The sequence below is a fragment of the Actinophytocola sp. KF-1 genome, assembly GCF_054661535.1.
On sequence record NZ_BAAFVK010000003.1, the window covers coordinates 176,713 to 196,418 of the forward strand.

The window sequence follows — 19,706 nt, forward strand, 5'->3', positions numbered from 1 at the left end:
GCCGCTGCGAACGCGCTTCAGATCCGCTGGGAATCCACCACAGGACCCGCGGTGACCAGCTCGCGGACGTCCGGCGCCGGCTCGGCCGCGAACCGGCGCACCACGTCGTGGCAGCGGAACCGGCCGGACGCGTCCTCGACGACCAGGTGCGTGGCGACCAGCTCGTCCAGCAGCACACGGGCCTCGTGCGGTGGCAGGTCGGCGGCGACCGTGGTGATCGGCACGCCGTCGGCCGACGTGCGCAGCCGCCCGAACAACCGCGCGGCGGCCGGGCTGACGCACCGCAGCGTGTCGGTCAGGACACTGTGGACGGTGCGGTCGTCGCCGTCGACGACGAGCCGGGCGGCGGCGCGGAGCTCGGCGAGGAACGAGGCGACCGGCTGGCCGGGGCGGGCGGCGAGCTTCGTCGCGACGTGCCGCAGCGCGAGCGGCCAGCCGCCGCACCAGTGCAGGACCTCGTCGAGCGCGGGGTCGCGCAGCCGGCCCTGGCCGAGGACGCGGCGCAGCAGGTCGCGGGCGTCGTCGCGGGGGAGCGGTTCGACCGTCAGCTCGCGCACCGCGTGCTGTGCGGACAGCCCGGGCAGGCGGCGGCGTCCCGTCACGACGAGCCTGCTGCCCGGGGTGGGCGGCACGAGCGCCGCGACCTGCGCGACCGTGCCCGCGTTGTCGGCGACCACCAGCACGCTCCTGCCGTTCAGCACGGTGCGGTAGCGGGCGAGCAGGTCCGGCAGCGTCGCGGGCATCCGCTTGGTGCTGGTGCCGAGCGCGGTGAGCAGGCCGGTGAGCGCGGCCTCCGGCGGCAGCGCCTGCCGGGGGTCGTGGCCGCCGAGGTCGACGAACAGCTGGCCGTCGGGGAAGCGGCACGCCACCGAGTGCGCCCAGCGCACCACGAGCGCGGTCTTGCCGAGCCCGGCGGCCGACGTGACCACCAGGACGCGGGGCTCGCCGGTCTCCTCGGCGATGGCGTCGGTCAGCGCCCGCAGCTCCGCGTCGCGCCCGGTGAAGTGGCCCGCGCCGGGCGGGAGCTGGGCGGGCGCGTTCTTGCGTCGTCTCGTGCCGCGGCGCGGTGGCGCCGGGTCGTCGTCCGGTGCGGGGGCCGCGTCGGCGCCGCGCAGGATCGAGGTGTGGAGGGCCCGCAGGTCGTGGCACGGGTCGCTGCCCAGCTCGTCGGCGAGGCGTTCGCGCAGGGCCTGGTAGGCGAGGAGGGCGTCGGCGCGCCGGTTGGCCCGGTACAGGGCGGTCATGTGCTGGCCCGCGAGGCGTTCCCGGAGCGGGTGCTCGGCGACCGCGGCCGCGAGTTCCGCGACCACCTCCGCGTGCCTGCCCAGCTCCAGCTCGGCGTCGAAACGGGCCTCGAGCAGGCCGACGCGCAGTTCCGCGAGCCGGGTGCGGTCGGCGTCCGCGCCGGGCGCGGTCACCCCGTCGAGCGGCTCGCCGCGCCACACCGCGAGCGCGCGCCGCAGCAGTTCCGCCGCCTCGTTCGTGCTGCCCGCGGTGGACGCCTGGAATGCGAACTTCTCGCATTTCTCGATGTCCACGACGAGCTGTGTGCGGTCGAGCAGATAACCGGGGTGGCGGGTGACCAGCACGTCGCCGATTTTGCGGCGCAGCGACGAGATCAACCCCTGCACCCGGGATCGCGGGGAGGCGGGGAGGCGGTCGCCCCACAGCTGGTCGATGATGCGTTCGGTCGACAGTGCGATGCCCTGCGTGAGGGCCAGCAAGGTCAACAGGTTGCGTTCCAAGGGGGAAAGTGCGACGTCCACATCCGACACCCGGACCTCGACCGGTCCGAGTAAGTCGACCTCAAGCACCCGTGCTCCTTCGCTGAGTTGTCCGGCCGGGGCGGCTCGCAGACAACCCGAGCGCACATACGTGAACAAGCGGAGTGACCGTACGGATATCTTTCCGAGTCCGTGGCGTGATTGACCGCAATTCGTTGAAGAAGTGTTGAACGCGCGTTGAGCGAGGGGCCGGGATGAGTAATTCCACGTTGACGTTTGCCGTTCGGAAGCGGATGGTGATGGCCCCGGCACACCCGCATGACACTCCGTGAGAGGGTCAGCTCATGACTGATCCACAGCACCCGTACAGCGATGCCGTCGTCGCGAACGGGCTCGTGTTCGTGTCAGGGTCGCTGCCGCTGGCCGAGGACGGCTCGGTGGTCGCCGGCGGCCGGGCCGCGGTGGACGCGGCGATGGCACAGCTCGAGCAGCGCATGGCGACCGTCGGCGCCGGGCTCGCCGACGTCGTGAAGCTGACCTACTTCGTCACCGACATGGCGCTGCGCGACCAGGCGAACGAACAGTTCATCGAGCTGTGGCCCGAACCGAGGCCCGCGCGCACGGTCGTCGGCGTGGCCGAACTGCCCCGCGGCGCGGTGGTGGAGATCGACGCGATCGCACAGCTGCCGTGACCCGCGCCCCCAGCCCTCGCGAGTCTCGCGCTCAGGCATAGCGAGTTGGCGGTTTCGTGCAGGTGCGCTGGGCCGGCATGTGCACGAAACCGGCAACTCGGTGTGCGTGCGAGCGTGACTCGCGATGGGATGGGGTGGTGCACCGTGTTCAGGGGGTTCGTGTCACGCCCGTCGCGTTCCGGGATCCGCCGCTGCTCAACACCGTCGGGGTGCACGAGCCGTACGCGTTGCGGGCCGTCGTTGAGGTGGTCACCGACTCCGGGCTCCACGGGCTCGGCGAGACCTACGGCGACGCCAAGCACGTCGCCCGCCTGCGGGCCGCCGCCGCGGCGCTGACCGGGGTCGACGTCTGGCACACCCACGAGATCGCGCGCCGGGTCCGCGGCAGCCTCGACGACGGCGAAGGCGGGCACGGCATGTCGGGCATGGTCACCGGCAGCAGCACCGCCGACCGCGTCCTGTCGCCGTTCGAGGTCGCCTGCCTCGACATCCAGGGCAAGGCCCTCGGCAGACCCGTCAGCGACCTGCTCGGCGGCGCCGTCCGCGACCGCGTCGACTACAGCGCCTACCTCTTCTACAAGTGGGCCGGCCACCCCGGCGCCGAACCCGACGCGTACGGCGAGGCGCTCGACCCCGGTCAGCTCGTCGCGCAGGCGCGGCGCATCGTCGACGAGTACGGGTTCTCCGCCATCAAGCTCAAGGGCGGCGTGTTCCCGCCCGAGGAGGAGGTCGCGGCGATCACCGCGCTGCGCGAGGAGTTCCCGGACCACCCGCTGCGCCTCGACCCCAACGGCGCGTGGCGCGTCGCCACGTCCATCAGGGTCGCCCGGGAACTGGACGGGGTGCTCGAGTACCTGGAGGACCCGACCACCGGCATCGCCGGCATGGCCCGCGTCGCCCGGGAGTCGCCGATGCCGCTCGCCACCAACATGTGCGTGGTCGCCTTCGAGCACCTGCGGCCCGCCGTCGAGGAGGACGCCGTGCAGGTGATCCTCTCCGACCACCACTTCTGGGGCGGCCTGCGCCGCTCCCAGTCCCTCGCGAACACGTGCGACACGTTCGGCCTGTCGCTGTCGATGCACTCCAACTCGCACCTCGGCATCAGCCTCGCCGCCATGACCCACCTCGCGGCCGCGACCCCCAACCTCACCTACGCGTGCGACACGCACTGGCCGTGGAAGGCCGCCGAGGACGACGTGATCGTCCCGGGCGCGCTGCGGTTCGAGAACGGCGCCGTGCCCGTGCCCACCGGCCCCGGCCTCGGCGTCGAACTGGACCGCGACGCCCTCGCACGCCTGCACGAGCAGTACCTCGCGTGCGGCATCACCGAACGCGACGACACCGGCTACTACCGCCGCACCCACCCCGGCTTCGACCCGACGGCGCCCCGGTGGTGACCGTCCCACGCCACCGTCACGTCCGGACTGTCCACGTCGGACAACGTGGTCCGTGCCGGCCGCTGATCGCCATCAGGCAGAATCGGACACGTGATCTGGGTGTGGGTGGTGGGCGTGGTGCTGATCGTGGCGGCCGGGTTCGCCGTCGCGTACCTACCCAGGGTGCGGGCGCGATCACTCAGCACACGCACCGCCTGGTCGGCGGCCAGGGCCGCCATCGACAGCGCGGCCATCAGCCGGGACGCCGCACCCGCCGACGTACCCGAGGCCGACGACCTGTTCGCCCGCGCGGAGCTCCTCGCCGCGGGCAGGGGAGGGGTGACCGCCGCGCAGGAGGCCACCGACTGCGCGGAACGGGCCGACCGGCTGTGGCGGGCGGCCGCCGATGAGTGAGCGCCTGCAGCGGCTGCGGTGGGTCTTCCTCGCCGCCGCCGTCGTGATGATCGTCGTGTTCCTGGTGGCGCAGCGGCAGACCGTCGACGTCAGCTACGCGCAGTCGCCGTCCGGAAAGGACACCGTCGACGAGGGCGACGCGGGCGAGCTGACCGACACCGACCTCCCGTCGGTCGACGAGCTGACCGCGATGCTCGACGAGGACCCGGTGGTGCGGCTGCCCGGCTCGATCGCGCACTGGGACGAGAAGATGGTCACCGACGCGATCGGCGACGCCGACATCCGCATCCTGGTCACCCCGCCCGGCCTGACGGAGAAGCAGCAGGACCAGCTCGACGAGGTCGAGAACGCGACCGTCCAGGTGATCGGCACCGAGATCACCGGCACCCTGTACGGGGTCAGCGCCGACGACAACGCGGGCTGGCGCGCGCAGTTCGCCACCGGTGACGTCACGAGCCTCCTGCTGACGATCATCGCGAGTGAACGCGACCAGGAGCTGCCGCCGGACGTCGACCTGTTCCGCTGGCGCGCGCCGACCGCCGCCGAGCTGGCGCCGGTGCTCGCGGACCTGCGTGCCGACCGCCTCCACGTCGCCGACGGCGCGACGCTGACGTCCATTCCGGACCGCGCCGACACGGCTTTTCCCGACGAGGAACCGCTGTTCGCCGCGTTCCCGCAACAGCCGTACGGCGAACCGGTGCCGGAGTACGGCGCCGCGCTCGCGGCGGAGTTCCCCGGCAGGCCGATCGTCGTGATGTACGGGAACTGGGCCGAGTACCACGGCCCGCACGCGGAGTCGTTCGCCGACGTCGTCGCCGCCGGGGTGTACAACCGGTTCGCCGACCGGCTCGCCACCTACGCGTACCCGCAGGACAACGTGCTCGGCGTGTACCTCGACCAGGTCACGGACGTGCGGTACGCGGGGCTGTTCGACCGGCCGCTGCCGTACCAGCCGTTCGACCCGCTGCGGGTCGCCCTGCCGGTGCTGCCGTGGCTGTTCGCGGCGTGCGTGCTGGCGTTCCTCGGGCTGTCCGTGCGCAGGGTGCTCGGCCCCGGCGTCGGGCCGCCGCGCCGACCGCCCGCGCGGCTCGCCGGGCTGACCACGCTCGCGATCGAGATGTCGGCCCTGTCCCGGGACGCGGCGCTCGCCAGGGCGCTCAGCAAACTGGCGGAGGCACGCGCCTCGGTGGCGGACGACCTGCCGGACCGGCACGTCCGGCGCCTGCTCGACAGCGCGGAGTCCGAACTGGACACCGCGGCCCGCGCGCTCGGCCGCGCCGACTACCGGCCGGCGAACTACCTGGCGGGTGGGATCTCGTGAACCGCGTGCAGAAGTTCCTCGCCACCCCGTTCGGGCTCGCGACGGCCGGGTTGCTCGTGCTGGCCGGGTGGGCGTCGTGGTCCGCCGGGATCCTCGACGGGCCGGTCGCGCGCGAGGTGCGGTCGTCGTCGGTGTACGTGGCGTCCGGCATCGACCTGGACGAGGCGGCGGCCGAGCGGATCATCGGCAACCGCAGGCTGGTCGTGGCGTTCCTCGAGCCGGGCGCGGACCTGTCCGAGGGCTGCGACGACGTGTCCGGCGCCGCCGACGGCACGCTGGTGCTGCTGCTCAGCCCCGGCGATGACGAGTTCGAGACGTACGGGTGCGCACAGTTCCCCGGCGGCGACGACGAGAACTTCGGCAAGGCGTTCGTCGCGGAGAGCAGGATCGCCGGGGGAGCGGACCAGTTCGTCGACCGCCCGCTGGAGGCGCTGCGGGTGATCGCGGTGAACTACGACGGGCTCGTGAAGGCGGGCATCGTGCCGGACGGGGCGCGGACGATCAGCCCGTCGCTGCCGAGGTACCTGGTGGCGATCGCCGCGGTCGCGGCCGTGCTCGGCGGCGCGCTCACCCTGTACGTGGCCGGGCGCCGGGCAGGCAGGCTCGCGGCGACCCACCGCGCGGACCGCGAGGCGGCGACCGATGCGCGCGGCTCACTGAACGCGAAGGCCGCCGTGCTGGCGAAGCACATCATCGCGCTCGACGGGCGGGCGGGCAGCTCGGGGCAGGGTTTCCGGCGGAAGTACCGCGAGCTGGCGGCGGACTACGCCGAGCTGGCCGCGGACCTCACTGACGGGGAGGTCCAGCCGGAGCTGCGCGAGAAGGTCGACGCGCTCACGGCACGGGCGGAGCAGCTGACGGCGAGCCGCCCCAAGCGACGCCGCAAGAACTGACGGTTGCCTTCGCGATGGCCACTCCCCTGGTCGACTACAACAATCAAATAGTGACTATATATATGTCCGATTATTGCGCCACGGACAAGGGTGAGGTGGGGCCCGGGGCTCGGCTCGAAAACGGCTGCGGAGGGGGAGGGGTTCGCGCTCCGGTAGCGATTCGGCCGACCGGGGAGGAGGAGGGGGTCGCACTCCGGTAGCGATTCGGCCCACTGGGGAGGGGGAGGGGTCTCGCACCGGTCGTGATCGGCCCACTGGGGAGGTGTGCAGGTGGAGCCCGGAGCATCGGTTTGCTGGCGGAGCCGAATGCGGCGCGGGCCGCGAGTCGGCGCGATCCGCGCCGCGGCACTTTCGCCCGCTTGCTCGCGGCGAAATGGCTGTCGGGTCGCCTCGAAAGACCCCGCGCGAATCCGGTCGAGCCGCTGAACCTCCGCGGGCGGCCCGGGTCGCGCCAGCTCTCGTGTGTTTGCTCCCGGCTCGCGGCGTCCGAGCCGCCTCTCCCCTTTCTTTCATCATCAAATATAAGCTATATAGATGTCCAATTTTAGTGTCAGGTCGCAGTGAGCAGCACCGCGCACCACGCACCCTTCAAACAGCCAGGAAGGGAGGGGTCAGGCGAACTGCCGCACGAGCAAGATCGTCGCGCCCGCCAGTGCGACGCCCATCGCGGCGAAGCGGGTGCGCCGCACGTCGAGGTGTTTGCCGATCGGGCGGGCGAGCAGGAACCCTGCCGCGGCGGCGGGGGACAGGAGCAGGGCGTAGCGCAGGTTGTGCAGGTCGACGGACCCGGAGACGGTCAACGCGGCGAGGCTCATCGCGGACCCGGCGAGGAAGAACGCGCCCATGGTGCTGCGGAGCCTCGGCCCGGCGAACTGTTGCCACACCATGGCCATCGGGGGTCCGCCGATGGAGGTGGTGGTGCCCATGAGGCCGGACATGGCGCCGGCGACGACCACGGCTCGGCGGGTCGGTCGTGGCCGGAAGCCCCACACGGTGGCGACGACGCCGAACACGACCACGGCGACGACGAGGAAGGCGAGTGGGCGTGCGGGCAGGAGTGCGACGAGGGTGGCGCCGGCGAGGGTGCCGGGGACGCGGCCCGCGAGTGCCCATCCGGTGCCGCGGAGGTCGAGGTGTGCGCGGTCCTGGACGAGGACCGCGGCGGTGATGCCGACGGCGAGGAGCAGGTTCACGACGGGCACGAGTGGCGGGGCGACGATGGCGAGCACGGGTGCGGCGACGAGGCCGAGTCCGAAGCCGATGGACACCTGCAGCAGTGTGCCGAGCAGGACGACCACGCTGAGTACGACGAACCCCCATACGGTCACAGTGGATGGTGGCACAGTCGGCCGGAGGGTCAGGAACCTGTCGACGGGGTGTCCGGGTCGGTGAGCCGGAGGAGCGCGTCGAGTGCCGGGTTGTTGTGTGCGGTGCGCCAGACGCAGTGGGTTTCGACGATGTCGGGGCGCAGGCCGGCGATCTCGGTGAACGCGAGGTTGGGCAGGTGGAGCCGGGCCGCGGACCGGGGTACGAGGCCGACGCCGATGCCGGCGTCGACGAGGGCGAGGAGGCTGTGGACCTGTCCGACCTGCTGGACGTAGCGGGGTTCGACGCCGGCGCCGTGGAAGCAGCTGATCACGAGTTCTTGGAGGTAGCGGGCGGTGACGGGGGCGTAGTTGACGACGTCGTGGCGGCCGATGTCGATCAGTGCGGGTGGGTGGCCGAGTTCGGTGAGGGCGTGGCCGCGTGGGCAGGCGAGGATGAGGCTCTCGGTGTGCACGCGGCGGGTCGACAGGATCTCGGAGGCGGGTACGCCTCGGGCGAGGCCGACGTGGATGTCGCCTGCGAGGAGGGCGTCGACCTGGTCGCGGGAGACCATTTCGGTGAGGGTGAGGTCGACGGCGGGGAGGTGCTGGGCGATGGTGCGGATCCACGTGCCGAGGACGGTCAGCGCGGAGATGGCGGTGAACCCGATCCGGAGTGTGCCCGCGGTGCCGCGGGCGGCGTTGCGTGCGGTGATGGGTGCGGCGGCGGCGAGGGAGAGCATGCGTCGTGCTTCGGGCAGGAACGCTTCGCCTGCGGGGGTGAGCAGGACGGCGCGTGGGGTTCGGACGAGGAGTTCCACTTCGAGTGCGCGTTCGAGCTTCTGCACCTGGCGGGAGAGGGGCGGCTGGGTGATGCGCAGGCGGGCGGCGGCGCGGCCGAAGTTGCCCTCCTCGGCGACGGCGACGAAGCCGCGGAGCTGCTCGAGGGTGAAGGACATGCCGGAAAGGTATCGGAGGATGCGCTCTTGGACTTAGACAGGTATCGCGGGCGGTCATACGCTCGGACGCATGACCCTCAGTCCGGAATCCCTGCGCGACACACTCGGTACCGGGTTGCTGTCGTTCCCCGTCACGCACGCCACGGCGGAGTTGAGCTTCGACGAGGACGCGTATCGCGAGCACGTGGCGTGGCAGGCCTCGTACGCGGCCGCGGGGTTGTTCGCGGCGGGTGGCACGGGCGAGTTCTTCTCGTTGACGCCGGACGAGGTGGCGCGTGTGGTCCGGGCGGCGGTCGCGGCCGCGGGTGACACGCCGGTGCTGGCGCCTGCCGGGTATGGCACCGCGCAGGCCGTGGCGATGGCCCGGGATGCCGAGGCCGCGGGCGCGTCCGGTGTTCTGCTGCTGCCGCCGTACCTGACCGAGGTGCCGCAGGAGGGGTTGTACGCGCACGTCCGGGCGGTGTGCGCGGCGACGTCGCTGGGTGTGATCGTCTACCACCGCGCCAACGGGAAGCTCACGTTCGAGACCACGGCGCGGCTCGCCGACGAGTGCGCGAACCTGGTCGGGTTCAAGGACGGCGTGGGCAACGTGGACCTGATGACGAAGGTGTACGCGCGGTTGGGGGAGCGGTTGTTGTCGATCGGTGGTCTGCCGACCGCGGAGACCTACGCGTTGCCGTATCTGGAGATGGGGGTCACGACCTACTCCTCGGCCATCTACAACTTCGCGCCGAGCTGGGCGCTGGAGTTCTTCGCGGCGGTGCGGGCGCGCGACGCGGCGGCCGTGTACCGCAAACTGGACGAGTTCGTGCTGCCGTACATCGAGATCCGCGATCGGCGTGCCGGGTACGCCGTGTCCATCGTGAAGGCCGGGCTGCGTGCGGTCGGGCGCGATCCCGGGCCGGTGCGGCCGCCGTTGGCCGATCTGACGTCCGGCGAGTTCGACGAGCTGAAGACCCTGGTGGAGAAGGTGAACCTGGCATGACCGCCACAGTGGCCCTGACCGGATCGATGCTGATCGGCGCTGCCGACGTGCGGGGGAGCGCGGGTGCGGTGCGGGGTGTGAACCCGGCCACCGGTGCGGAGCTCGATCCGGTTTACGGGCTCGGTGATGCCGGCGACGTGGACCGCGCTGTCGCGCTCGCGTGGGACGCGTTCGGTACCTACCGCGCGACGTCGCTGACGGCGCGCGCGGCGTTCCTGAACACGGTGGCCGGCAACGTCGACGCGCTGGGCGACACGTTGGTCGCGCGTGTGGTCGCCGAGACCGGCATCCCCGGCCCGCGTGTGCGGGGTGAGCTGGCCCGCACCACGAACCAGCTGCGGTTGTTCGCGTCGGTGGTCGCGGCGGGCCGGTTCCTCGGTGTCCGGCTCGACACGCCGAACCCGGATCGCACTCCGTTGCCGAAGCCCGATCTGCGGCAGCGGAAGATCCCGCTGGGGCCGGTCGCGGTGTTCTCGGCGTCGAACTTCCCGCTCGCGTTCTCCGTGGCGGGTGGTGACACGGCGTCCGCGCTCGCCGCGGGCGCGCCGGTGGTGGTGAAGGCGCACAGCGCGCACCCTGGCACGTCCGAGCTGGTCGGCCGCGCGATCCGGGCCGCGGTCGCCGAGCACGGGTTGCCGGAGGGGGTGTTCTCGCTGTTGTTCGGTGACGGCCGGGACCTGGGGACCGCTCTGGTCACGCATCCCAGGATCGCGGCGGTCGGGTTCACCGGTTCGCGTTCGGGCGGGCTCGCGCTCGTGGCGGCTGCCGCGTCCCGGCCGGTGCCGATCCCGGTGTACGCGGAGATGTCGTCGGTCAACCCGGTGATCCTGTTGCCGGGGGCGCTGGCGGAACAGGGCGCGTCGCTGGGTGCGGCGTTCGTCGCGTCGCTCACCACGTCCGCGGGGCAGTTGTGCACGAACCCAGGTCTGGTGTTCGCGCTCGGTGACGCGACGGAGTTCCTGGCCGCGGCGGGTGCGGCGGTCGGGGCCGCGCCGGGTGCGGCGATGCTCAACGCGAACATCCAGCGGTCGTACGTGGCGGGAACGGACCGGTTGGCGTCGGCGAAGAACGTCACGGAGGTCGCCGCGGGCGGGATCGACGACGCGATCGGCGCGTGCGGGCAGGCCAGGTTGTTCGCCACCGACGGTGACACGTTCCTCGCCGACAAGGACCTGCAGGACGAGGTGTTCGGCGCCGCGTCGCTGGTCGTGCGGGTGCGGGACGTGGCGCAGCTGGAGCAGATCCTGGACACCCTGGAGGGTCAGCTGACCGCGACCGTGCACGCCGCGCGGTCCGACCGGGACACCGCAGCCGCGTTGCTGCCGCGCCTGGAACTGCTCGCAGGCCGGGTGCTGTTCGGTGGCTGGCCGACGGGTGTCGAGGTGGGGCACGCGGTCGTCCACGGTGGACCGTTCCCGGCCACGTCCAACCCCGCGACCACCTCCGTCGGCACGCTCGCGATCGAACGGTGGCTGCGGCCGGTGTCGTACCAGAACGTGCCGGACGCGCTGCTGCCGGACGAACTGCGTGCGGACAACCCGCTCGGCGTGCCGAGGTTGCGGGACGGGGCCGCCGAGTGACACCGCCCGTCGTCGCCGGTTACCGGGTGGTCCCCGTCGCCGGGCAGGACAGCATGCTGCTCAACCTGTCCGGTGCGCACGGCCCGTACTTCACGCGCAACCTGTTGGTCCTCACCGACACCGACGGTCGCACCGGGGTCGGTGAGGTGCCCGGCGGGCCTGCCATCACCGACACGCTCACCGAGGCCCGCGACCTCGTGGTCGGCGCGAAGGTGGGTGACCACAACGCCGTGCTCGCGGCCGTGCAGGGCCGGTTCGGGGCCCGTGACGCGGGCGGGCGCGGGCCGCAGACGTTCGACCTGCGGGTGACCGTGCACGTCCGCACCGCTGTCGAGGCCGCCATGCTCGACCTCCTCGGGCAGCACCTCGAGGTGCCGGTGGCCGCGCTGCTCGGCGAAGGGCGGCAACGGGACCGGGTCCGCGCGCTCGGGTACCTGTTCTTCGTGGGCGACCGCACGAGGACCGACCTCGCCTACCGGGCGGGGGAGGGGGACGACTGGTTCGGTGTCCGTGACCGGGAGGCGCTCGACCCCGCAGGCATCGTGGCCCAGGCCGAGGCCGCGCAGGCCCGCTACGGGTTCACCGACTTCAAGCTCAAGGGCGGCGTGCTGCCGGGCGAGCAGGAGGTGGAGGTGATGCGGGCGCTGGCGGACCGCTTCCCGGGCGCCGACCTCACCCTCGACCCCAACGGCGGCTGGCTCCTGGCCGATGCCGTCCGGCACGGCCGTGCCCTGCGGGACGTCCTGGCCTACGCGGAGGATCCCTGCGGCGCCGAACACGGCTATTCCGGGCGGGAGACCCTCGCCGAGTTCCGGCGCGCCACCGGTCTGCGGACCGCCACCAACATGGTGGCCACGGACTGGCGGCAGCTCGGGCACGCCGTGCGGCAGTCCGCTGTGGACATCCCGCTCGCCGACCCGCACTTCTGGACCATGCAGGGTTCCGTGCGGGTCGCGCAGCTGTGCGAGGCGTGGGGTCTGACGTGGGGGTCGCACTCGAACAACCACTTCGACGTCTCGCTCGCCATGTTCACCCACGTCGCGGCCGCGGCGCCCGGTGACATCACGGCCATCGACACCCACTGGATCTGGCAGGACGGGCAGCGGCTCACCACCGCCCCGATCCCGCTGACCGACGGGCACCTCGCCGTGCCGGACGCGCCCGGGCTCGGCGTCACCCTCGACCTCGACCAGGTCGAGGCGGCACACGAGCTGTACCTCAGGGAGGCGCTCGGCGCGCGCGACGACGCCGTCGCCATGCGGTACCTCGTGCCGGGATGGCGGTTCGACCCGAAACGACCCGCGTTGGAGACCGCGTGACCGTGCTGCAGGTCTGCCCGCTGCTGCCGTCGCTGGAGGAACGGCTGCGGGCGAACTACACGGTCGTGGCCGAGCCGTCGGACGACGTGGTCGCCGCGATCACCTCCTCGCGGTACGGCGTGACCAACGACCAGATCGACGCCATGCCGTCGCTGCGGGCGATCGTCCACTTCGGAGTGGGCTACGAGACGACGGACGTCGCCCATGCCCGTGCGCGGGGCATCGCGGTGTCCAACACCCCGGACGTGCTCACCGACTGTGTCGCCGACCTCGCCGTCGGCGGCATGATCGACGTGCTGCGCGGGCTCACCGCCGCGGACCGGTTCGTCCGCCGCGGCGACTGGCGGCGCGGCCAGTTCCCGCTCGCCACGAAGGTCACCGGCCGCCGTGTCGGCATCCTGGGTCTCGGCCGCATCGGACGGGCGATCGCGCGGCGGCTCGCCGCGTTCGACGCCGACCTGAGCTACCACTCCCGCCACCGCGTCCCGGACGTGCCGTACCGGTACGCGGAGTCCCCGGTCGCGCTCGCGGCCGGCGCCGAGGTGCTGGTGGTCGCGACCTCGGGCGGGCAGGCGACCGCGGGCCTCGTGTCCGCGGCGGTGCTCACCGCGCTCGGCCCGGCGGGTTACCTGGTGAACATCGCGCGGGGGAGCGTCGTGGACGAGCCCGCGCTGGTGACCGCGCTGACCACCGGCGGCATCGCGGGCGCGGCGCTCGACGTGTTCGCCGAGGAACCGGACGTGCCGGCGGCGTTGCTGGGACTGGACAACGTCGTGCTGCTCCCGCACATCGCGAGCGCCACCACGGAAACCCGCGAGGCCATGGGGGACCTGGCGTTTCGCAACCTGGCGCGGTTCCTCACCGACGGCACCCTGCTCACACCGGTGCCGTGACCACCACTCCGGCCGCCGGCAGGAGGAACCCGAGCGGCAACCCGATCATCAGGTCCCGCGCCCGCAGGTGAACGCCGACCGCGATGGCGAAGAACACCACCAGCCCGGCCGCGGCCGCCACCGCCGACCACGGCTCGGCCAACCCGACGAGCAACCCGACCACGGCGATCGTTTCGGCACGCCCAGCCACGGGAGCAGCCGCGCCGGGACGCCCACCCGCGCCATTCCCGCCAGGATCCGAGGCACGCGGAGCAAATCCGCGACCGCGGAAAACGAGTTGGCGGCGGCAGCGGCCAGCACGAACCCGACGTGCACGCCGGTCACCGGAACACCGCCGACCGGTAGACGATGGCTGCGGCGCCCGCGCGCACGGCCGACCGACGCGAACGCGGCTTGCGGGGCGATGTGGGCGAGTGGGCCTACCTGCCCGGCCGCACACGCTGGGCAGGAGCACCACCTCGAGGTCGCCGACCGCGTCGGTGCGCGGAGTGCGGGGCGCGCCTTGCCCACCATCCCGGCCCCCACATCCTCCGCAAGACCCCCACCTCGAGGTCGCCGACCGCAGCGCGGCGCGGGCGCGGCCTGCCAGTCCAGGCATGGCGGCGTGCTTGAGCAGGACCGCGGCGTGCGGTCATGACGTGCGCTCGAACGAGCTCGCGTGGCCGGCCACCCACTCCGCGAACGTGCGCGCCGGGCGGCCCAGCACCGTCGCGACGTCGCCGCTGACCAGCGCCGGTCTGCCGTCCTCCCGGGCGTACCGTGCCATCAGCGCGGCCACGCCGTGCCGCACCATCCCCGCCGTCGCGGCCTCGGCCGGGACCGCCTCGAACCCACTCCAGCCCGCTGTCGATCGCGGCCGCCTCGACCTCCTTGTTGTGGTCGCCGTCGACGCGGGACGGCTGCTCGGCGGGCGGGTCGTCGGCGTCCGTCGCGGCGAGGACCACCACCCGCCGTACCCCGGCGGCGGTCGCGCCGGTGATCGGGAACATGCCCCCTCCATATGACTTCGAGAAGATATGGAAATCATAGTACATCGGGTGTCGATGTGGGCCGGACGTGTTCGTGTGGGAGATGAGGACCCGCTGCGGAAGGATCAGCGCCATGAAGCAGTACCTGCTGAGCATCTACCAGCCGGAAGGCACGCCGGCCCCGGAAGTCCTGGAGCCGATCATGCGGAACCTGGACGCGCTCAACCAGGAGATGCGCGCCGCGGGCGCGTGGGTGTTCGCGGGCGGCCTGCACCCGCCTGCCAGTGCGACCGTCCTGCGCGCCACCGGCGACGACGTCCTCGTCACCGACGGCCCGTTCATCGAGGCCAAGGAGTTCCTCGGCGGGTTCACGGTCGTCCAGGCCGAGGACCTCGACGCCGCGCTCGGGTGGGGGCGCAAGCTCGCCGCCGTGCTCGCGCCGCTCGCGATCGAGGTGCGCCCGTTCCAGTGAGCGTTGCCAAGTCACTCGTGTTGTTCGTGCTGGCGGCGCTCGCCGAGATCGGCGGCGCCTGGCTGGTCTGGCAGGGCTGGCGCGAGGACCGCGGCCTCTGGTGGATCGCCGCCGGCGTGCTCGCGCTCGGCGCCTACGGCTTCGTCGCCACCTTCCAGCCCGACCCGCACTTCGGGCGGATCCTCGCCGCCTACGGCGGGGTGTTCGTCGCCGGGTCCCTCGCCTGGGGTGTCGTCGTCGACAAGTTCCGCCCCGACCGGTGGGACTACCTCGGCGCCGCCCTCTGCCTCGCCGGTGTCGCCGTGATCATGTACGCGCCGCGCCGATGAGCATCGACGAGATCTACCGCCGCGAGTACGGGCGAGCCGTGTCCGTGCTCGTCCGGGCCCTGGGCGACATCGGCCTCGCCGAGGAGGCCGTGCAGGACGCGTTCGTCGAGGCCGTCCGCCGCTGGCCGGCCGACGGCGTCCCGCCCAGCCCCGCGGGCTGGCTCATCACCACCGCCCGCAACCGCGCCATCGACCGCCTGCGCCGCGAAGCCACCCGCGAGGAACGCCACCGCCAGGCACTCGACCTGCTGACCACCGAACCCGAGGAGGAGGGCGTGGTGCGCGACGACCGGCTGCGCCTCATCTTCACCTGCTGCCACCCCGCGCTCGCCATGGGCGTGCGGGTCGCCCTCACCCTGCGGCTGCTCGGCGGTCTCACCACCGCCGAGGTCGCCCGCGCGTTCCTCGTCCCGGAAGCCACCATGGCGCAGCGCCTCGTCCGCGCCAAGAACAAGATCCGCGACGCCGGCATCCCCTACCGCGTCCCCGCCGAGGCCGACCTCCCCGGCCGGCTCGCGGGCGTCCTCGCCGTCGTCTACCTGATCTTCAACGAGGGCCACTCGACCGTCGACCGCCCCGACCTGTCCGCCGAGGCGATCCGGCTCGGCCGCGTACTGGCCGCGCTCATGCCCGACGAACCCGAGGTCACCGGCTTGCTCGCGCTCATGCTGCTCAGCGAGTCCCGCCGCCCCGCCCGCGTCACCGCCACCGGCGAGCTCGTGCTGCTCGCCGACCAGGACCGCACACGCTGGGACCGCGCCATGATCGACGAAGGCCAGGAACTCGTGCGCCGCTGCCTGCGCCGCAACCAGCCCGGCCCCTACCAGATCCAGGCCGCCATCAACGCCGTCCACAGCGACGCCCCCACCACCGGCGACACCGACTGGGCCCAGATCGTCGCCCTCTACGACCAGCTCATGGCCGTCGCACCCACGCCGGTCGTCGCGCTCAACCGCGCCGTCGCGCTCGCCGAACTCCGCGGCCCCGCCGAAGCGCTCGCGATCGTCGACGCGCTACCGCTGCGGCGCTACCACCTCTACCACTCGGTGCGCGGCAACCTGCTCCGCCGCCTCGGCAGACCCGGCGAAGCCGCCACCGCCTACGAAACCGCGCTCGCCCACGCCACCACCGACGCCGACCGCACCGTCCTGCGCGGCCTCCTCGACCGCTGACCTACCGGGACTCACCCGTCAGGTACTCCGCCGTGCCCGTCCGCTCCATCAACCGGTCCAGCATCGTCGTCCGGTTCACCACCGACATCGCGATCCCCAGCGACTCCGTGCGGCGGCGGATCATCAACAGCACCGACAGGCCCCGCGAGTCGCACACGTCCAGCCCCGCGCAGTCGATCCGCAGCTCCCGCAGCTCGTCGTGGGCCGCGAGCCGCTCACCGACCGCGCCCAGCAACTGCTCCGCGTTGCGGTGCACCAGGTCGCCGGACAGCGTGACGCACCCCGTGCGCGCGTCCGGCCGCGCCCAGGTCCAGGTGAACGCCGAGGCGTCGGTCATGCGCCGATCCGTTCGAGGTGGCCGAGCCCGGCGGCGAGGAGCGCGCTCGCTCTCGGGAACTCCCGCAGCTCCGCCGCCAGCAGCTCCACCCCCGCACGCAGCACGGCGGGCGGCACGCCCCGCGCCGCGAGGATCTCCGCGGTCCACCCCAGGAACCCGGTGAGCACCTCGCCGTCCCCCACGTACAAGGCGGTCGCCAGGAAGTCCACGATGTGCGCCAGGTCCTCGGCCGTGTGCTGCCGCTGCTGCTCCGAGTAGCCGCCCATGGCGGGCACCCGCTCCGCCAGCGCCGCGAACACCGAGCCGACCAGCGACGACGCCGACCGCGCCACCATCGCGTACTCCTGGTCGGCGAGGTGGGGCAGGTCGTCGACCGGGTGGTTCACCGGACCGGGGTGGGGGAGCGGCCCCGCCGCGAGCCGGTCCGCGGCCGCCCGGGCGTCCGGCGCCCACGCCTGCGCACCCAGCAACCGCGCGTACCGGCCGTCCGGCCCGAACGCCGCGCCCCCGACGATCACCGGCACCCCCGCCGCCTGGCACGCCGTGATCGTCGCGTGCGCCGCGGGCAGCCGGGTCGGGATCGAGCTCGACAACGCCACCGCGTCCGGCGCCGTGCGGTGCAGGTGCGCGATCAGGTGCGGCGCCGGGACCTGCGCACCCAGGTAGTCCACCGCGAACCCGCGCAACGTCAGCGTCTCCGCCAGCAGCCGCGCGGGCAGCGCGTGCCACTCACCGTCCACGCACGCCACCGCGATCCGGCCCGGCCGGGCCGCGGGCCTGCCCGCCCGGTCCGACAACGTCGCGATCACCCGCTCGTTGATCGCCGTCGCCGCGTGCTCCTGCGCCACGTTGATCCGCGCCGCCGCCCACTCCGCGCCGACCCGCCGCTGCACCGCGCCGATCACGTCCAGCAGCACCGACTCGGCGGGCACCCCCTCCTCCAAGGCCTGTGTCACCACGTCCCGCGCCGCGTACTCGTCGCCCGCCATCACCGCGGCCCACAACCGCTCGACGTGCCGCGCGTGCGTGCCGCTGCTGAGCACCCGGTTACCGGTCACGACCCGCCCCGTCCGCGCGGCGCCGAGATCGCCAGCACCGCCATGTCGTCGTGCGAGCGGGTACCCGCCCACTGCATCGCCAGCATCTGGATCCGCTCCACGATCGCCTCCGCCGGCAGGCCCCCGCACTCCGCCAGCACCGTCCGCAGCCGCGGCTCCCCGAACATCTCCGCGCCCAGCGGCCCGCCGGGCGCCTCGGTGATCCCGTCCGTGTACAGCAGGCACGTGTCCCCGGCCGACAACGTCACCTCCGCCGACGTCGACCGCATCGACGGCAGCACCCCGACCAGCGTGCCCTTCGTCGCGACCTCCTCGACCGCACCGTCCGCCCGCACCACCAGCGGCGGCAGGTGCCCCGCCGCGGTCAGCCGCAACCGCACCACCGCGCCGTCACGGACCGCCGAGGCCAGCACCAGCGTCGCGAACCGCGTGCTGTGCGCGGTGAGCAGCGCGTTGTTCAGCAGCCGCAGCAGCCGCTGGTGGTCGTCGGCCATCGGCAGCAGCGCACGCAGTGTCGTGCGGATCTTGCCGGTCAGCACCGCCGCCTCCAGGCCCTTCCCGCACACGTCGCCGAGCACCGCCAGCGTCTCGGCGCGCTCGTCGTCCGGCGGGTGCACGTCGTAGAAGTCACCGCCGACCCGGTCGGTGTCGAACGCCGCCCGGTACCTGCCCGCGAACTCGATGCCCGCGACCGCGCGCGGCGTCGGCGGCAGCAGGTCCCGCATCAGCAGCTCGGTGATCGCGGACTGCTCGGCGTAGACGTGCGCCGCGGACATCGCGACCCCCGCCCGCGCCGCGAACAGCCGCGCGAACAGCTCCTCGTCCTCCTGGAACGCCGCCTTGGCGGACCGCCGCAGCAACACCAGCGCGCCGGCGGGCACACCGTGCCCCGGCAGCGGCGTCACCACCACGGACCCCACCGGGCCGAACCCCGGCGGCGCCGCCCACCCGGGCGCCGCGGCTGGATCGATCCACCGCGACGGGACGGGCGGGAACCCCTGCAACGCCTCCGCGAGCCCCGGCACCTCCGCCGGGTCGAACGCCAGCCGGTCGTGCCGCGGCGTCCCGTCCGGCCCGCACGTCACCGTCGGGTACCAGCCCTGCCCGCCGGGCCCGATCACCACCGCCGCGTCGGCCAGGTAGGTCGCGGCGAGCCGTGCGGTCATCTCCATGCACCGGCCCGGGTGCAACGACGCCAGCAGCGCCGACGACGCCGTCGCGAGGAAATCGGTCCGCTTGCGCTCGAGCCGCAGCGCCTCCTCGGCCGTCGTGTCGACCAGCCACCACGCCACCCCGCCCGCGCCGTGCGGCACCGCGTGCGCGGCGAACCCCCGGTCACCGACCACACCGCGGCACACCGCACCGGCGCCGCCCCCGGCGACCACCCGGTCGTGGGCCTCCCGCAGCCACGCGGGCGCCACGTCCGCGAACCGGGCACCGGTCCGGACCGCGGGGAGGACGTCGCGGCACACGTCGGTCACGTCCTCGACCAGACCGTCCCAGCCCACGACGACCACCGGCAGCGGCGCGGCCCGCCAGCCCGGGGCGGCGGCCGCGCCCGGTCCGGTCGTGTGCAGCTCGCCGTGGGTCACACCCCCATCAAACAGGATCGGCGGGCCGCCCGGTTGACAGGCGCAGAGCCCCGTCCCGGCCGCCGCCGTTTTCCTTGACGCCGCAACCATTTCCCGTCCACAGGGGACGGTTCCGGGAATGGGCGAAATGCACGTGTTGACGCACCGTGGTTGACCGACTCGCTATAGTAGGTGGAGCATTTGGGCCTCTTGGCGCTGTTCGGTCGAAAATGTTGCGACGAACGGAATATCGCCGAAGATCGTTCGGTCTAACTGGTCCCGCGCGTAGCGAATCCGCGCGCGCTCCGATTTAGCCTGTCGTGACCCCGAGCCCGAGCA

The 19,706-nt window shown here is 73.0% G+C and carries 20 protein-coding genes; 12 read left to right on the forward strand and 8 right to left on the reverse strand.

Annotated features, from left to right (window positions below):
• Window positions 1–17 precede the first annotated feature (17 nt).
• Complete coding sequence (locus ACYQ77_RS10815; RefSeq protein WP_459709962.1) at window positions 18–1,814, reverse strand: AfsR/SARP family transcriptional regulator; 1,797 nt, start codon at window positions 1,812–1,814, stop codon at window positions 18–20.
• 254 nt (window positions 1,815–2,068) lie between these two features.
• On the opposite strand from ACYQ77_RS10815, the gene ACYQ77_RS10820 reads away from it, so the two are divergent.
• From ACYQ77_RS10820 to ACYQ77_RS10840, 5 genes are all read left to right on the forward strand, one after another.
• Entirely contained in the window at window positions 2,069–2,416 is a 348-nt protein-coding gene (locus ACYQ77_RS10820) for a RidA family protein (protein WP_459709964.1), read from the forward strand.
• A gap of 137 nt (window positions 2,417–2,553) precedes the next feature.
• Window positions 2,554–3,813, forward strand: a complete 1,260-nt coding sequence (locus ACYQ77_RS10825) for a glucarate dehydratase family protein (protein ID WP_459709966.1) — start codon at window positions 2,554–2,556, stop codon at window positions 3,811–3,813.
• Window positions 3,814–3,903: 90 nt separating this feature from the next.
• Window positions 3,904–4,206 carry a DUF6403 family protein gene (locus tag ACYQ77_RS10830; RefSeq protein ID WP_459709968.1) on the forward strand — a complete coding sequence of 101 codons (303 nt, stop codon included), beginning with the start codon at window positions 3,904–3,906 and terminating at the stop codon, window positions 4,204–4,206.
• The gene (locus tag ACYQ77_RS10835) at window positions 4,199–5,527 is read left to right on the forward strand and encodes a hypothetical protein (RefSeq protein WP_459709970.1); all 1,329 of its coding nucleotides are present in this window, start codon (window positions 4,199–4,201) and stop codon (window positions 5,525–5,527) included. Before ACYQ77_RS10830 ends, ACYQ77_RS10835 begins: the two co-directional genes overlap by 8 nt.
• The gene (locus tag ACYQ77_RS10840) at window positions 5,524–6,420 is read left to right on the forward strand and encodes a hypothetical protein (RefSeq protein WP_459709972.1); all 897 of its coding nucleotides are present in this window, start codon (window positions 5,524–5,526) and stop codon (window positions 6,418–6,420) included. Before ACYQ77_RS10835 ends, ACYQ77_RS10840 begins: the two co-directional genes overlap by 4 nt.
• Before the next feature lie 611 nt (window positions 6,421–7,031).
• On the opposite strand, the gene ACYQ77_RS10845 is transcribed toward ACYQ77_RS10840, so the two are convergent.
• Together ACYQ77_RS10845 and ACYQ77_RS10850 are read right to left on the reverse strand one after the other, a co-directional pair.
• The gene (locus ACYQ77_RS10845) at window positions 7,032–7,748 is read right to left on the reverse strand and encodes a sulfite exporter TauE/SafE family protein (RefSeq protein ID WP_459709974.1); all 717 of its coding nucleotides are present in this window, start codon (window positions 7,746–7,748) and stop codon (window positions 7,032–7,034) included.
• A gap of 29 nt (window positions 7,749–7,777) precedes the next feature.
• The gene (locus ACYQ77_RS10850; protein WP_459709976.1) at window positions 7,778–8,683 is read right to left on the reverse strand and encodes a LysR substrate-binding domain-containing protein; all 906 of its coding nucleotides are present in this window, start codon (window positions 8,681–8,683) and stop codon (window positions 7,778–7,780) included.
• Between the two features lie 70 nt (window positions 8,684–8,753).
• Between ACYQ77_RS10850 and kdgD the strand changes: the two genes are divergently transcribed.
• Genes kdgD through ACYQ77_RS10870 form a run of 4 tightly spaced genes read left to right on the forward strand, consistent with a single transcriptional unit; the run spans window position 8,754 to window position 13,460 of the window.
• Window positions 8,754–9,668, forward strand: coding sequence for a 5-dehydro-4-deoxyglucarate dehydratase (gene kdgD / locus ACYQ77_RS10855; protein ID WP_459709977.1), 915 nt, complete (start codon window positions 8,754–8,756; stop codon window positions 9,666–9,668).
• Window positions 9,665–11,248, forward strand: coding sequence for an aldehyde dehydrogenase (NADP(+)) (locus ACYQ77_RS10860; RefSeq protein ID WP_459709979.1), 1,584 nt, complete (start codon window positions 9,665–9,667; stop codon window positions 11,246–11,248). The genes kdgD and ACYQ77_RS10860 overlap by 4 nt, the downstream gene beginning before the upstream one ends.
• Window positions 11,245–12,567 (forward strand): enolase C-terminal domain-like protein, encoded by a 1,323-nt coding sequence (locus ACYQ77_RS10865; protein ID WP_459709981.1) that lies wholly within the window; start codon window positions 11,245–11,247, stop codon window positions 12,565–12,567. Before ACYQ77_RS10860 ends, ACYQ77_RS10865 begins: the two co-directional genes overlap by 4 nt.
• Window positions 12,564–13,460 carry a 2-hydroxyacid dehydrogenase gene (locus ACYQ77_RS10870; RefSeq protein ID WP_459709983.1) on the forward strand — a complete coding sequence of 299 codons (897 nt, stop codon included), beginning with the start codon at window positions 12,564–12,566 and terminating at the stop codon, window positions 13,458–13,460. The genes ACYQ77_RS10865 and ACYQ77_RS10870 overlap by 4 nt, the downstream gene beginning before the upstream one ends.
• On the opposite strand, the gene ACYQ77_RS10875 is transcribed toward ACYQ77_RS10870, so the two are convergent.
• Both ACYQ77_RS10875 and ACYQ77_RS10880 read right to left on the reverse strand, forming a co-directional pair.
• On the reverse strand, window positions 13,444–14,058 hold the full coding sequence (locus tag ACYQ77_RS10875; RefSeq protein ID WP_459709985.1) for a DoxX family protein: 615 nt from the start codon (window positions 14,056–14,058) through the stop codon (window positions 13,444–13,446). The two genes, ACYQ77_RS10870 and ACYQ77_RS10875, sit on opposite strands and share 17 nt — an antisense overlap.
• A gap of 33 nt (window positions 14,059–14,091) precedes the next feature.
• Complete coding sequence (locus ACYQ77_RS10880) at window positions 14,092–14,238, reverse strand: hypothetical protein (RefSeq protein ID WP_459709987.1); 147 nt, start codon at window positions 14,236–14,238, stop codon at window positions 14,092–14,094.
• Window positions 14,239–14,561: 323 nt separating this feature from the next.
• On the opposite strand from ACYQ77_RS10880, the gene ACYQ77_RS10885 reads away from it, so the two are divergent.
• The 3 genes from ACYQ77_RS10885 to ACYQ77_RS10895 are packed head-to-tail and all read left to right on the forward strand — an operon-like array spanning window position 14,562 to window position 16,401.
• On the forward strand, window positions 14,562–14,900 hold the full coding sequence (locus ACYQ77_RS10885) for a YciI family protein (RefSeq protein WP_459709989.1): 339 nt from the start codon (window positions 14,562–14,564) through the stop codon (window positions 14,898–14,900).
• Window positions 14,897–15,229: a YnfA family protein gene (locus ACYQ77_RS10890; RefSeq protein WP_459709991.1), complete on the forward strand. Its 333-nt coding sequence runs from the start codon at window positions 14,897–14,899 to the stop codon at window positions 15,227–15,229. The genes ACYQ77_RS10885 and ACYQ77_RS10890 overlap by 4 nt, the downstream gene beginning before the upstream one ends.
• The gene (locus tag ACYQ77_RS10895) at window positions 15,226–16,401 is read left to right on the forward strand and encodes an RNA polymerase sigma factor (protein WP_459709993.1); all 1,176 of its coding nucleotides are present in this window, start codon (window positions 15,226–15,228) and stop codon (window positions 16,399–16,401) included. The genes ACYQ77_RS10890 and ACYQ77_RS10895 overlap by 4 nt, the downstream gene beginning before the upstream one ends.
• Before the next feature lies 1 nt (window position 16,402).
• Here the strand turns inward: ACYQ77_RS10895 and ACYQ77_RS10900 are convergent, their stop codons facing one another.
• Genes ACYQ77_RS10900 through ACYQ77_RS10910 form a run of 3 tightly spaced genes read right to left on the reverse strand, consistent with a single transcriptional unit; the run spans window position 16,403 to window position 19,388 of the window.
• Window positions 16,403–16,738 carry an STAS domain-containing protein gene (locus tag ACYQ77_RS10900; RefSeq protein WP_459709995.1) on the reverse strand — a complete coding sequence of 112 codons (336 nt, stop codon included), beginning with the start codon at window positions 16,736–16,738 and terminating at the stop codon, window positions 16,403–16,405.
• On the reverse strand, window positions 16,735–17,796 hold the full coding sequence (locus ACYQ77_RS10905; protein WP_459709997.1) for a cobalamin B12-binding domain-containing protein: 1,062 nt from the start codon (window positions 17,794–17,796) through the stop codon (window positions 16,735–16,737). The genes ACYQ77_RS10900 and ACYQ77_RS10905 overlap by 4 nt, the downstream gene beginning before the upstream one ends.
• The gene (locus ACYQ77_RS10910) at window positions 17,793–19,388 is read right to left on the reverse strand and encodes a PP2C family protein-serine/threonine phosphatase (RefSeq protein ID WP_459709999.1); all 1,596 of its coding nucleotides are present in this window, start codon (window positions 19,386–19,388) and stop codon (window positions 17,793–17,795) included. Before ACYQ77_RS10910 ends, ACYQ77_RS10905 begins: the two co-directional genes overlap by 4 nt.
• Window positions 19,389–19,706 lie beyond the last annotated feature (318 nt).

Bases quoted from the DNA above. Each gene is read 5' to 3' on its own strand.
- ACYQ77_RS10820 (WP_459709964.1), top strand. From the start codon at position 2,069: ATGACTGATCCACAGCACCCGTACAGCGATGCCGTCGTCGCGAACGGG.
- ACYQ77_RS10835 (WP_459709970.1), top strand. From the start codon at position 4,199: ATGAGTGAGCGCCTGCAGCGGCTGCGGTGGGTCTTCCTCGCCGCCGCC.
- ACYQ77_RS10850 (WP_459709976.1), bottom strand. From the start codon at position 8,683: ATGTCCTTCACCCTCGAGCAGCTCCGCGGCTTCGTCGCCGTCGCCGAG.
- kdgD (WP_459709977.1), top strand. From the start codon at position 8,754: ATGACCCTCAGTCCGGAATCCCTGCGCGACACACTCGGTACCGGGTTG.
- ACYQ77_RS10860 (WP_459709979.1), top strand. From the start codon at position 9,665: ATGACCGCCACAGTGGCCCTGACCGGATCGATGCTGATCGGCGCTGCC.
- ACYQ77_RS10875 (WP_459709985.1), bottom strand. From the start codon at position 14,058: ATGCCTGGACTGGCAGGCCGCGCCCGCGCCGCGCTGCGGTCGGCGACC.
- ACYQ77_RS10885 (WP_459709989.1), top strand. From the start codon at position 14,562: ATGAAGCAGTACCTGCTGAGCATCTACCAGCCGGAAGGCACGCCGGCC.
- ACYQ77_RS10895 (WP_459709993.1), top strand. From the start codon at position 15,226: ATGAGCATCGACGAGATCTACCGCCGCGAGTACGGGCGAGCCGTGTCC.
- ACYQ77_RS10900 (WP_459709995.1), bottom strand. From the start codon at position 16,738: ATGACCGACGCCTCGGCGTTCACCTGGACCTGGGCGCGGCCGGACGCG.